Here is a 13,444-nt window from a genome sequence, read left to right as displayed (position 1 = left end):
CTTGAAGACTACAAGGTAGATAGGGCAGAGGTGGAAGTGCAGTAATGTATGGAGCTGACTGTCACTAATCGGTCGATGGCTTGATCGAATAAGGAATAAAACGAATAGATTCGAAGACAGAAAATTCGAACAAACTTGTTTGATGAGAATTTTGTGGCAAGAATCGGGCACGTTTGCTTGCAAACGGCAGCGAGAAACGAATGTTTCGAGCTGATTCGTTTTACCAAGCGTAAATCATTCGAAATACTTATCAACGATACTTTTGTGTGAAATTTTGAAGGTACAACATCTTCATATGGCCTAGTGGCTCAGTTGGTTAGAGCGCCGCCCTGTCACGGCGGAGGTCGAGGGTTCGAGTCCCTTCTGGGTCGTTTAATATATGGGATCTTAGCTCAGCTGGGAGAGCATCTGCCTTACAAGCAGAGGGTCACAGGTTCGAGCCCTGTAGGTCCCATTTGTTTTTTGCCGATGTGGCTCAATTGGCAGAGCAGCTGATTTGTAATCAGCAGGTTATCGGTTCGAGTCCGATCATCGGCTTTTATAACTTAATATAGTTATATGGATGGATTCCCGAGTGGCCAAAGGGGACAGACTGTAAATCTGCTGCAAATTGCTTCGGTGGTTCGAATCCACCTCCATCCATTCTTTTCTAAAAAGAAAAGTGTAACATGATATCGCGGGATGGAGCAGTCTGGAAGCTCGTCGGGCTCATAACCCGAAGGTCGCAGGTTCAAATCCTGCTCCCGCAATTTTTTATTTTTTATTTTGCCCAGTTAGCTCAGTTGGTAGAGCAGAGGACTGAAAATCCTCGTGTCTCTGGTTCGATTCCGGAACTGGGCATTTAGGTTATATATTATAAATACGGGCCATTAGCTCAGGTGGTAGAGCACTTGACTTTTAATCAAGTTGTCCGGGGTTCGAGTCCCCGATGGCTCATTATCTATGAAATGCGGAAAACTCAGCAATATCAAGGGTTTCCGCATTTTTTTGTTTCGCAAGTGATCGGATTTAGTTCAAAATAAATGGTTTGGATCTCTCAAAAGTGTCTCAAACAACCATAATGTATAAAAATGTCTCACTTTTTTGCAAACAAAAACGCCTTGTCCGAGAGGTACAAAAGAGAACAAAGCGTTTTTCTGTAGATGATGTAAATTGATTAAATTATTATGTGATTATATTATCTCATTAGTTTACGTTTTTGAGAACTGAGAAAGTTTCGTTGTTAATATCTGAGGAATTATGTTCTTTGAGATGCGAATAAACGTCCAAAACCATAGATTTGTTATCTCCAAGAAGATAAGTTATTCGTTCAACGGATATATCCGGAATCTTGCAGCACAAGAAATGATGTGAAATGCGTGGGAAACTATTTTTAGTTCCGAAAAAGGCGTGCGTGATTTAGTGGAATTCCTTGATGCTAATTATACAGAAGAGGAAGCTAAGAGCTTAAAAGAAAAGTTTAGTGAGCTGTTGCAGAAGCTGATTGATACTGTCACTAATTATATTAAAACGCATAGACTAAAAGGCGATAAAGCGGTCATGCTAGAAGAGTCTGCTGAAAACTTGCAGGATGCAAGAAATATTTTTCTTTATGCATTGGAAGGCGTGAAGGAAAGTTATCAGAATGTAAACATTAATGAGAGTAACAGGGACAGAAATTCAAGATTTGTTCTGGGCGTAAATGAACTATTAGATGCAACGAATAAAGAATTGGATGAATATAAAGAATTTAGTGATAGGATAAAAGACTATCGAAAGGGTAAAATGAACAAGTCAGACAGTTTGCTTGTTATGTCGTATACACCTGATATTCTGCAGCAAGTTGGGTTAGATAATAGTCCTATTTATATGACAAAAAAACACTTCAAAAACATTACGCACCCAAAAGGAAGAAACGGATCATGGCACGGATTAACAGATGATGAAGTCGCACAGGCACCAGTTTTATTAGCACACCCAGCAATTATAGCCGATTCAATTACGGAAAATGACAGTATTGTTGTTGTTTCAAATTCTATGGATTCAGATAAAGCCCCTATAATTGCAGCGATAAAAACAGACGGTACCGGAATTGTGAATTATTCACACGTGGATTCGAACTTTATGACTAGTTTTTATGGAAAAGATCATGATTTTAGAAAGTGGATAAATAATATTGTGGCACAAGGCAATATATTATACAAAAATAAAAAAAGAAGCCAGAGTATGTCTAAGTTCCTTGGAGTCCAATTCTCCGCGGCTTTTGACGCTCTTGACTTCAACACTATAATACATCCGAGTAATAATGTTGTCAAGCGCCATTTAAAGGAATTGTCAGGCCTTAATTCGGATTATATAAATGCCGTGAATAACAATAATATAAACAAGGCAAAAGAGTATATTAAGAAGGCGGCAGAATTATGTTTGCCAAGGACAAAAGCTAGAAACGCAGATGGAAGTATTAAAGAATACTATCACGGTACAAACAGTGATAAATTCAATAAATTTGATAAAAAGACAATAGGAAGTGCAAACGATTCCGGATTTTTTGGAAGAGGTTTCTATTTTGCAACAACCGAAGGCGAAGCAAAAATGTATGGGGGTAACATTATCTCTGCTTATTTAAACACTGAAAACCCATACTATGTGGAAGATTTGTATAAATGGAATGGTAAGGCGGTAAAAGATTACGAGGGGGATCTAAGCAATGCCATATTTGCACTTAACTTCGCAAAGGAATTCCCGGAATATAAAAATAGTGTAATATTTAAAATATATGATGAGGACGGCAATCCGATTGAATATTCATTAAAACAGTTCGAGAAAGATCTTAATAATATAATTAAAAATGTGAGATTTGTTGTAAAAAGAGAAACGGATTATAACGGGAATAAATACTATTCTGTAAATGCTGATAAAGTAACAGAAGATGGATATTCATGGTATGAGTATACGAAAGATTATGCTGATTGCAAGGGTGCTAACAACAAACTGTTAAGGGCTTTTCATTATCTTGTGGAAACAAAATACAATGACATATTTGTAAAGAGACCGCGTGATTTGATAATAGATAATGATTTTTCCGGCAGCGTTCAAGCTAAAGGTTATGACAGTATATTCCAGGGAAGAAATGGTGATGAGGTTGTATTGTTTGATTCATCCCAGATTAAGCGCAGCGATGTAACGTATGACGATAACGGAGAAGTTGTACCATTGTCTGAACGGTTTAACAAAGAAAATAAGGATATCCGGTATTCCCTTCAGGTTTTACCGGATGGAACAAAGTATGTTAATGTGGATGTTGATCAAGACATATTTGACGGTCTTAGCTTAAACGAAAAAAGAGAAAAGGCCGGAGAGATTCTTAACGAACGATATAAGGGAAAGATTGTCGGATATAAGGACGGAACACCGGTTGTAGAAACAGGTCGAGGTGTGCGACACTACGTACGCGCAAAACGGAGAAACTATTCAGAAGAAATATGGGATGCCAAATGGCGTTTAAGTACAGAATTAGATAATTTGTTAGAAGCAAGTGTTTTAGAGAAACATATACCATATAGTGAAATAAAAGAAGAGCATCCGGAAGCCATAAACGGTATAGATCATTATAAAGCTGTGTTTAAAGTGGGAAATACATACTTTGTTGGCCAGATAAACATATTAGATCAGGAGAATGTAAGAACGCTTTATGATGTAACAAAAATTAGGGAAACTCCGGCAGACGAGATTCCTACCGTCATGGACAGTAGCCTCGCGCCCAGGAGTCTCCCTAAGAATATTGTAGACTATTATTCAGAAAAAAACAATCCTGATATAAAAAAATCCCTCGAAGTGGACTCCGAAGGACGTAGTCTAACCAAAGGACAGCAGGATTACTTTAAAGACAGTAAGGTTAGAGATGAAGAGGGACATCTGATTCCGGTGTATCACGGAACAGAAGCTGACTTTACGGTGTTCGATTTGGATATGGCTCGTGGTACTGAGGACATTGAAGCATTTTTCTTCTCAGATGACTACGATGAGTCAAATGGATACGGTAGCAACGTAGGCAAGTATTACCTTAATATCACAAACCCGGCTGACTATGATACGGCTTATGATATCTTCTTTAGTTTCAAAGGACAGGAAGGCGCAGGAATAAAGACAAGAGAGAAGTTGCAGTCTTTGGGTTACGATGGAGTGATTGCTGAAGATGACGGATACACAGAATATCTGGTATTTGAATCGAATCAGATTAAGAGCATTGATAACGAAAATCCGACGGAAGATCCAGATGTGAGGTTTTCGCTTCGGGTGCCTGATGATATTGACAATGAAGAACCGACGGACTTGGATGATATGCGTTATGCTTTGGACATTGAAAACTTTATGGATGATGTGGATGAATATGCAGCTATTGGAAGCATCGCGAAAAAGGTTGATAGTATCCTTTCAGATGGCTCTAACATTAAAGATATAGAAGTAGATAGAACAAAGATAAATCGTATTGCGCGAGATATTATAGCAGAAACGAACAGCCAGTATAGCCAGAAAGCATTAGCGGATAACCTAGAGAAAGTGTTCCGCGTGCTTAAACGAGCACAGCGCGTGTCATATGCTGATTTGGCACGTACTATAATGGAAGTTGCAAAGCCGGTTATTGATGACAGTGCTGAATACGATCCGTTTGATGTGCACAGATTTGATGAAGCAAAGCAAGCAGTCTGTAAGAAAAACGCGCGATAGAAAAAAATCCATTGCAAAAGAACTTCTTACAATGCTTGAAAAACCTAATGAAAAAACCGGAAAGTATATTCCAACTGTAATTCCTAGGTCAGTGCACAGCTAGTAAGAACCATGTCAAAGTAGTAACCAGATATGTTTGGGAAGAATACATGGAAGCATGTGAAGATATACGATGCACACAAGGAATGAAAGAATTATACTCTCACAGAAAAGAAACTATAGAAAGAATCTTTGTCTACACTCTGAAACAGGGCAGATTGTGTGATCTGCCATGTTTTAAGGTATCGGAATATTAAAAATTTTCCTACAAGGATCGCCAAAGCATCTTAATTGGGTATAATGTTTCAATGATGTTTTATTTTTTTGCAATAAAAAACTGCGAACATACTGAATAATAAGTGAGGGGGGAGTATATAGTCTCAGTATTTTCGCAGTTCCTTAAGAGGGAGATTATGAAAAAAAATTTGTTATCTAAGGAATAATTCCTTTGATGGTTATACTATAACTTTTTTGTGTGAAAAAGTTGTGACAAAAATTCGAAGGTTCATTGAAGAATTTATAAATAAGGTATAAATTATATATGATATTGCAAATGCTTAGAAAGGAAAGCCTATGAGAATCTTAATGCTTGGTAATAGCTTTATATTTGTAAATGAATTGGATGTGCTTTTATCGCAGCTGACAGGCGCTGAAGTTATTGCGCATACAAGGGGCGGCGCGAGACTGGCAGAACAGCTGAACCATGAGACGAAGATGGGAGCGAAAACCTTAAAAGCTTTAAAAGAAGAAAAGTGGGATTATGTCATTTTGCAGGAGATGAGTAATGGCCCGATAACAGAAAAGGAAGCATTTTTGCGAAATGCCGGTAAATTGTGTGATAAGATAAGGGAAAATGGTGCAACGCCGGTATTCTATGCAACCTGGGCATATAAAAAAGGAAGCGAGAAGATGGCATCCATGAATATGAGTTATGAGGATATGTATGAAAAGATGTATGAATCTTATCATCAGGCTGCACAGGAGAATCATGCTCTTATTGCAGATGTGGGAAAAGCATTTTACGAACATGCACAGATACAAGAGTTATACAGTGATGATTGCTATCATCCAAGTCTTGCCGGTTCGAAACTTGCGGCACGAATTCTTGCAGAGGTGATAGAAAAAGATTGGAGGAAATAACATGGAACTTGAAAAAGCGTTATATTTGAGAAGATCGGTCAGAAAATATACGGATCAGCCGATTACAGAGGAAGAATTACAAAAGATTATAGATGCTGCACAGACGGCACCGATAGCAGTTGGAGATCATGAGAAGACACATATTACGGTAGTGACGGATGAAAAAGTAATAGAGGCCATTAGAAAGACCTGTTTGACACCGTCAAGAAAAACACCGGGCAAGATGATTGATCCGCTTCATGGCGCAAAGACACTCATTTTGGTTTCGGCAACGGATATCTCTGATGATCATATCGAATATTGTAATGTGGCTTGTGTCATTGAAAATATGATTTTACAGGCGACGGCGCTTAATATCGGAAGCTGTTATACCTGGGGATGTCTTGGTAAACTTAAGGCTGATGAGGAAGTTATGAAGATGCTCAAAATTCCGCAAGGATATGAGATCTTATCCGGACTGACAGTTGGTTATGCAAATAAGCCACTTGAAATGAGAGAAAAAGAAGAAAAAATTGCGATAACAAGAATTTAGAGAAGGAAATAGTCCGTTGTGTTCGTCACAAGGGGCTATTTTTGAAGGGAGCAACCTTTCTGGTAGAATACGGTCTTTTTATAAGCACGAAAAAGTAGTATGATGAATAACCGAACAAGAGGTAACACAGATGGTAAATGCAAGATTATTAACAAAAGGAAAACCCTGGAAATTGTTGCTTGGATTTTCCGTGCCAATTTTTGTCGGCCAGATCTTTCAGCTTCTCTACAGTCTCTTCGATACGAAGATAGTAGGCGCACTGCTGGGGGAAGACCCGTTGGCGGCAGTTGGAAGTATCTCCAGCTTGTACAATTTAATGAATACATTTGCGAATGGCTTGACGATGGGATTCTCCATAATGTTGGCCTTTTATTTTGGTGCAAGAAATTTTGAAAGAGTAAGAAAAACATTTGCCACAACCATCTATTTAAGTTTGGGAACCATCGTTATATTGATTGTAGCGATAATGGTGTTCCTAGATCCGATACAGACATTTTTAAATATACCGGAGGAGCAAAAGCTGATGGCGGCTTCATATATTCAGGTGCTGATAGTGGGAATGGTAGTAACGGTAATGTATCACGTATGTGCGAATTCATTGAGAGCAATCGGAGATTCTGTAACGCCACTCATCTTTTTAATCGTGGCATCACTAGGAAATGTAGGCATGGACTATGTGTTTATAAAGTTCTTTCACTGGGGAGTCGCAGGAGCAGCGTATGCAACAGTATTTGCACAGCTTTTGTCAGTAATATTGTGTCTGATACGAATTGGAAGAAGATTTGAGTTATTACACGTAAAAAAATCAGACTTTAGGCCGGAAGGCAAGTTGGTGGCAGAAATGATGAAAAGTGGGTTGTCGATGGGGCTTATGGGCTCTTTGGTAGCACTGGGAACCGTGACACTGCAATCGTCTATCAATAGTTTGGGGGCACAGTTTATTGTGACACATACAGCAGCAAGAAAGGTCTGCGAGATGATGATGTTGCCAGCAATCGTACTTGGCTATGCCATGACGACATTTGCAGGGCAAAACAGCGGTGCAGGAAGACCGGATAGAGTACGAACGGGATTAAAGTCAGCGCTTATGATGGGCGTCATCTGGAACATAATAGTTGTGATCTTGATGTATACGATTTCGAGATATCTAATAGGATTTTTGACATCCTCGGCAGATGAAACCATCTTGTATTGGGGATCGTTATATCTCAAGTTTGAGCTATCATTTAATATGATCTGTTATGTGATTATTGTACTGAGAAATATGCTACAAGGGCTGGGTGCAAGAGTGACACCTGTGATATCAAGCGCCATTGAACTAATCGGCAAGATAGCATTTACCTTTCTTTTAGTGCCCGTATTAGGATACTGGGGCGTAATTCTGACAGAGCCGCTAATATGGATTGTAATGGTAATACCACTGATTATACAGGCAAAAAAAATGATTGGACAAAAGGCATAAAACCTTAAGTCCAATCAATTTTATACAGCCAGATGATCGGCCTGTTTATGTTTTTTCTCTCTATAATAGCTGTTGGTTTGGTGGGCAATCACACCGCTAAGAATAAACAAGGAAACCATATTTGGAATAGCCATCAAACCATTTGTAATATCTGCAACTGTCCAAACAGCAGAAACGGTCATATAAGGACCGATAAATACAAATAAGATATAAATCCACCTGTATACTTTAACAATGCGCATACGACCGTTTGTTAAGTATTCAAGGCAACGTTCAGAATAGTAATCCCATCCAAGAATCGTTGTAAAAGCAAAAAACACAAGACATATCATTAAGATAAAGGCCGAAACTTGTGAAGGAAATGGCAGACCTTTTGAAAATGCATAAGTCGTTACCGCAACACCTTCGAGACCTTCAACCTGCCAGGCACCGGTTAATACAATGCTTAGACCGGTCATGGTACATAATACAATAGTATCAATAAAGGTACCGGTCATCGATACAAGACCTTGACGTACAGGATCTTTTGTCTGTGCGGCAGCAGCAGCAATCGGAGCGGAACCAAGCCCTGCTTCATTTGAAAAAATACCACGTGCAACACCCTTTTGAATACATACAAAAACGCTTCCGACAGCACCACCTGTGATTGCACGAGGATTGAAAGCCGCTTCAATAACTGTAAGTACAGCGCCCGGAACAGCGGAAAGATTGCACAAGATTAAAGTAACACAAAAGATAATATAAATAACGGCCATGGCCGGAACAATAATTTGAGAAACTTGTGAAATACGTTTGATACCACCAATAATCACAAGTGCAACGCAAGCTGCAATCACAATCGAAGAAATAACAATTACAATGGAGTAATCACCAAGTGCGCCTATAGAAACCATATGCGCATCGTTAGGATCAAAGAAATTCTTTAATGCTGACGTGATACCATTTACCTGTGTTATAGTTCCAATACCGAGAAGTCCGGCAAGAATGCCAAAAATACTAAAGAGCTTAGCAAGCCATTTGAATTTAGGACCAAGTCCTTTTTCAATATAATAGAAAGGACCGCCTAGTTTGTGTCCATCAGGAGCAGTTTCGCGGAATTTGATTGCGAGAAATCCTTCTGAGAATTTGGTGGCCATCCCCAGGAATGCGGCGACAAGCATCCAAAAGAGCGCGCCCGGACCACCAGTACATACGGCTGTCGCTACACCAACAATATTACCGGTACCAATTGTAGCAGAAAGTGCGGTACATAAGGCGGCAAATGAGGATACATCCCCCTCTCCGCCGGATTCTTTTTTGGTCATCCATTTCAAAGCCAACGGTAATTTGTGAACCTGCATAAAACGCAGACGAACAGTTAATAAAGCTCCGCCGGCAAGAATCAAAATCATAAGGGGAAGCCCCCAAATAATATCATCTATTGATACTAAATATTCTGTAAAAGTTTCCATAATATCCCTTTCTAACCCATTTTTCAAACAAAATCAAGTATACTAGGCGAACAAATATCTGTCAAGAAAATAACTTGACACGAACAGTAATCTAGCGATAAGAATACGGTTATGCTATAATCATTTTAATTCAGTCGAAGAGTTGATAAGACGAAAATTCGACGCGCAAGATTCAAGAGGGAGTCTTAAATTTGGCATAGAAAAAGGGGAAATGAAAATGCAGTTTTTTTTAACAGAAGATTTGGGGAATTTTGATGTATTTAGTATTGTTCGAATTATCCTGATTGTATACGGAGCATATTCTGTATACACTGCCAAAAAAATGGCACAGGACGGACAGCCGCCGCAGTGGCTTTTAAGTGCACAAGAGTTGCCGCGAGTTAAAGATACAAAAGGATTTTGTACATTCATGATGATTCCAACTATGGTGTTTGGGTTTGCTTGCATGGGATATGGACTATTGGGAATGTTCGTAGAATATTATTTGAAGAATTCTAAAATACAGATGATTGTTTTATTAGCATTTTTGGCGGTTGTAATTTGGTTTGTAACGAGACTTCAAAAAGCAAAGAAAGATTATATAAGATAACAACAACTAGAACAGGGGGTACGATACATGTTTAAGTTGATGTTGCTGGATGATGAGGCAATAGTGCTGCAAGGCATTCAGAAAGTATTTAATCTTGCAGAACATGGATATGAAGTAGTCGGAGCATATCAGGATGGAATAAAGGCTTTAGAAGAATTAGCACAAAAGAAACCGGATCTTGTCATTACCGATATAAAGATGCCGAAGATGACAGGGATTGAATTTGTAACAGAGGCTAAGAAGATACTGCCGAATGCGGAATATGTAATATTGTCAGGATATGGAGATTTCGTTTTTGCACAGGAGGCATTGAAGCTTGGTGTAGCCGATTATTTGTTAAAGCCGATTGAAAAGGATGCTTTTAGTCAGATGCTGAAAAAGATGCATGACAAGATCACAAAAAAGCAGGCAGAGATGAACTATACATTTTCTGTTAACAAATGGATACAGACAAATAAGGCGGAACTAAAGAATCGATTTTTTATTTCGATAGCAGAGGATAATCTGTTTGATGATCAGCTTTATCAGATGTTAAAGGGAGACCTTGAAATAGACGCGCAAAACACGCCATTTATCATGATAAAGTTAGAGACGTATCATATGGAATTTCGAAATGATTATCTGTCAGAAATGGGAACGCTTGTATCAAAAGCAAATGAGAGATTACAAAACTATGGTCATATTGAACAGTTTATGCTTGATGAAAGTATTGCGTGGCTGATTTATCCGGATAAGAAGCATGAAGATTTGATCGGGGATACCACGAGAGTAATTCAAAAGATCTATCAACCGATGGAACGCGATATCCAGTCTTTGATTGCAGAATATAAGGAAGCCGGCATTCATCTTGTTGCCGGAATCAGCAGGATACATAAAGGATTGCATCATGTCTTTCAAGCAAGAAATGAGTGTATTAAGGCAATCTTTTTGCAGGAGGCAAATGTGGAAGATCCGACGGAGAACATAGAGGATGGGTCGTATGCAAATGAATTGTTGATACCATATGATCGGATAGAAGCATTGTTCCAAAGAATTTTAGTAAGTGCTGAGGATCGGCAAATCGCAGAAGCTGTCGATAAGATTTATGAGCAGGTGCAGAAAAACCCGGCTAATATGAGTTATTATCTAACCGGGACTACAACATTCTTAATTCTTCTTCGAATTTACCAACAGCAGATTCGAATTGATGCAAAGCCAGAGATTGTGAAGATTGCATTATTGGATTTGCAACAAATGCAAAAAGAGTATCCAACGCTAAAAGATCAAAAGAAATTATCCTATGAGGTATCCGTAAAACTGGCAAAGGCAATGAATTCGAATCAAACAATGACCTCTAATAAGATTATTGCTGATGCACTGGCTTATATGGAAGAAAATTATAAAGAAAACCTATCGCTTCAGAATGTAGCAGATGCGATAGGAATCAGTAAGAATTATCTTAGCAATTTATTTAAGAAGGAATTGGATATTACATTTGTCAATTATCTGACCGGACTTCGCATAGAAAGGGCAAAGGAACTACTAAAAGAAGGAAGCCTGAAAATGTACGAAGTCGCAGAAGCTGTGGGATATAATGATTACGCATATTTCTCACAAATTTTTAAAAAACATACCGGAGTTACGTTGTCGGCTTTTCGCAGTCAGGCTTCTTAACCGGAAGATGAATCGTACAGATGGTCTGCTTATTCGCAATAGAATAACGCAGGCCATATTTATTTCCGCATACGATTTTAATACGCCGGTAAATATTTTGAACGCCATAACCTTCGTCCATAAATGCAATGAGCTCTGAACGTTCTGGTTGATAGACTAAAAGCTTATCCATCTTAGAAAGATTGATTTGATCGCCATCATTGATGACTTCAACTATCATATCATCTTCAATGCGAATTCGAATTAACAGATGACCACCGTTTGGGAGGCGATCGATGCCATGTTTAAGACTGTTTTCGACAATTGGTTGCAGAACAAAACGAAGAATTTCATAATCTTGCGGATGGTTAGGTAATTCAAAGGAATAATGAAGTCTGTCATCATAACGAAATTTTTGTAATACCAAATAGCTTTTGATGTACTCTATTTCCTGATCAAGACGTACATAATACTCGGAGTCCTTCATAAGGCTTAAGCGAAATGTGTTAGACAAAGCCGTAATCATTTGGGAGATTTCATCTTGATGATTCATTAGCGCAAGCCAATTGATAGAGTCGAGCGTATTATACAGAAAATGAGGATTGATCTGGCTTTGCAAAAGGGCAAGCTGCGCGTCCTTTTTTTCAAGTGTCTTGACATAAACCTCTTCAATCAGACTTTGCATTCGATCTTCAAGCTGCATATAGGAACGATAAATTTCCCCTATTTCATCACTACGTTCAAGATAAGTCGCAATAAGTTTCTCATCACGAGTACTGTTAGGACCATGATAAGCATTAATAATATCAGACAAAACGATAATCGGCCGAGACATATTAGAAGCACTTTTGCTAGATAAAAAAGCAATTAATACAATTAAAGCCGCAATCATAATAAGTACGGTGATGAAAACATTAGTCAAAGAATGGTCTAGTTCGGCATAGGGCGTAATCATAACCGTATACCAGTTATCAAATCCCGTAGGGAGAGAAGAATAGATATAGTTATGGTTATTGTAAGTAATAAGTCTAGAATCATTTTGCAAATGATACTTGTCGATAAGCATGGAATAGTCCGTCAGTGGAAGATTAGAATCAATTGGGTTTTGATTTTCATCAAAAACGTAAATATTCGTGCTATGTCCCCAATCAACGCTGTTCCAGATGTTTTGCAGATACTCCTTTTTTAGATAAATCATCAAATACCCAAGTTGTTTAGAGGGATCGGAAGTGTCATAAATCGGTCTTGCAAGCATCATGGTATTAATCTGGGTGGCGATTTCCTTGCGTTGTTGTTTGCGCCAGGTTGTGGCATCCAATGTAGCATACGTAAACCACTGATAAGAATTAGAGATAGCGGTCATGTCGTTATACCACCATTTTTTTTTAATATTATCAAATGAAGTAATATCGGTGTAAGCAGATGCTGAGCTATAGCAAGACGCATTCATAGTCGTGATGATGATATGTTCTACATACTCATGATTACTGATAGAAGAATCAATGGTATAGGATAGTTCCGTGTCATTTGGAAGAGAAGAATCGCCGGAAGCAATCGTTTTTAAATAATCCTGCACAACAGAACTGATGACAAGATCTCTCGATAAATATTCTGTATTTTGATATACGGAAGAAAGCGAAGTGTTAATCTGTTCAACTTGATAATTTTGAGATTGTAACAGGACACGTTGTGTATTGGTTCGGGTTAGAAGATAGGAGAAAATAGTTAGTGCGATAAGACCCGGAATACAAATCAGGACAAACGAAATAAACAGCCTTCTTTTGAAGCTGACCTTAGCAGGTAATCCGTTGAAAATTTGATAAAATAACCGTCGATTTCTCATAGTATCTCCCTCATATACACGTTCTATTTTACAGTTCATAAAATTGTTT

Annotated in this window: 8 protein-coding genes, 7 tRNA genes, 1 rRNA gene and 1 pseudogene; 15 read left to right on the top strand and 2 right to left on the bottom strand. The window is 38.5% G+C overall.

Features of this window, described 5'->3' with window-relative positions; all coding sequences use genetic code 11:
• The 13 genes and pseudogenes from BLS20_RS10910 to BLS20_RS10855 all read left to right on the top strand — a co-directional run.
• Nucleotides 1-88 (top strand): 23S ribosomal RNA (locus tag BLS20_RS10910); the annotation flags it as partial.
• A gap of 209 nt (nt 89-297) precedes the next feature.
• Nucleotides 298-371, top strand: a tRNA-Asp gene (locus BLS20_RS10905).
• Between the two features lie 10 nt (nt 372-381).
• Nucleotides 382-454: transfer RNA gene (locus BLS20_RS10900), tRNA-Val, on the top strand.
• A gap of 10 nt (nt 455-464) precedes the next feature.
• A tRNA-Thr gene (locus BLS20_RS10895) sits at nt 465-537 on the top strand.
• Nucleotides 538-560: 23 nt separating this feature from the next.
• Nucleotides 561-642, top strand: a tRNA-Tyr gene (locus BLS20_RS10890).
• 33 nt (nt 643-675) lie between these two features.
• A tRNA-Met gene (locus tag BLS20_RS10885) sits at nt 676-749 on the top strand.
• Nucleotides 750-767: 18 nt separating this feature from the next.
• Nucleotides 768-840, top strand: a tRNA-Phe gene (locus tag BLS20_RS10880).
• Nucleotides 841-863: 23 nt separating this feature from the next.
• Nucleotides 864-936: transfer RNA gene (locus BLS20_RS10875), tRNA-Lys, on the top strand.
• Between the two features lie 453 nt (nt 937-1,389).
• A complete protein-coding gene (locus BLS20_RS10870; RefSeq protein ID WP_143010259.1) occupies nt 1,390-4,707 on the top strand; it encodes an ADP-ribosyltransferase-containing protein in 3,318 nt (1,105 codons plus the stop codon).
• Between the two features lie 80 nt (nt 4,708-4,787).
• Nucleotides 4,788-4,940: pseudogene (locus BLS20_RS13845) on the top strand (transposase); the annotation flags it as partial.
• Nucleotides 4,941-5,319: 379 nt separating this feature from the next.
• Nucleotides 5,320-5,886, top strand: coding sequence for an SGNH/GDSL hydrolase family protein (locus BLS20_RS10865; RefSeq protein ID WP_090174400.1), 567 nt, complete (start codon nt 5,320-5,322; stop codon nt 5,884-5,886).
• A gap of 1 nt (nt 5,887) precedes the next feature.
• Nucleotides 5,888-6,418: a nitroreductase family protein gene (locus BLS20_RS10860; protein WP_090174399.1), complete on the top strand. Its 531-nt coding sequence runs from the start codon at nt 5,888-5,890 to the stop codon at nt 6,416-6,418.
• A 130-nt stretch (nt 6,419-6,548) separates the two neighbouring features.
• Entirely contained in the window at nt 6,549-7,880 is a 1,332-nt protein-coding gene (locus BLS20_RS10855; RefSeq protein ID WP_090174398.1) for an MATE family efflux transporter, read from the top strand.
• A gap of 20 nt (nt 7,881-7,900) precedes the next feature.
• Here BLS20_RS10855 and BLS20_RS10850 read toward each other — a convergent pair whose 3' ends face one another.
• Entirely contained in the window at nt 7,901-9,334 is a 1,434-nt protein-coding gene (locus BLS20_RS10850) for an alanine/glycine:cation symporter family protein (RefSeq protein WP_423230184.1), read from the bottom strand.
• 214 nt (nt 9,335-9,548) lie between these two features.
• On the opposite strand from BLS20_RS10850, the gene BLS20_RS10845 reads away from it, so the two are divergent.
• Both BLS20_RS10845 and BLS20_RS10840 read left to right on the top strand, forming a co-directional pair.
• Nucleotides 9,549-9,920 carry a hypothetical protein gene (locus BLS20_RS10845; protein WP_090174396.1) on the top strand — a complete coding sequence of 124 codons (372 nt, stop codon included), beginning with the start codon at nt 9,549-9,551 and terminating at the stop codon, nt 9,918-9,920.
• A 27-nt stretch (nt 9,921-9,947) separates the two neighbouring features.
• Nucleotides 9,948-11,573 carry a response regulator gene (locus BLS20_RS10840; RefSeq protein WP_090174395.1) on the top strand — a complete coding sequence of 542 codons (1,626 nt, stop codon included), beginning with the start codon at nt 9,948-9,950 and terminating at the stop codon, nt 11,571-11,573.
• Here BLS20_RS10840 and BLS20_RS10835 read toward each other — a convergent pair.
• On the bottom strand, nt 11,539-13,434 hold the full coding sequence (locus tag BLS20_RS10835) for a sensor histidine kinase (protein WP_090174394.1): 1,896 nt from the start codon (nt 13,432-13,434) through the stop codon (nt 11,539-11,541). The genes BLS20_RS10840 and BLS20_RS10835 overlap by 35 nt on opposite strands.
• Between the last annotated feature and the right edge of the window lie 10 nt (nt 13,435-13,444).

This window comes from Eubacterium oxidoreducens (assembly GCF_900104415.1).
GTDB classification, from domain to species: domain Bacteria; phylum Bacillota; class Clostridia; order Lachnospirales; family Lachnospiraceae; genus Eubacterium_C; species Eubacterium_C oxidoreducens.
The sequence above is the reverse complement of the archived record's forward strand: the minus strand, read 5'-3'. Positions and strand labels throughout refer to the sequence as shown.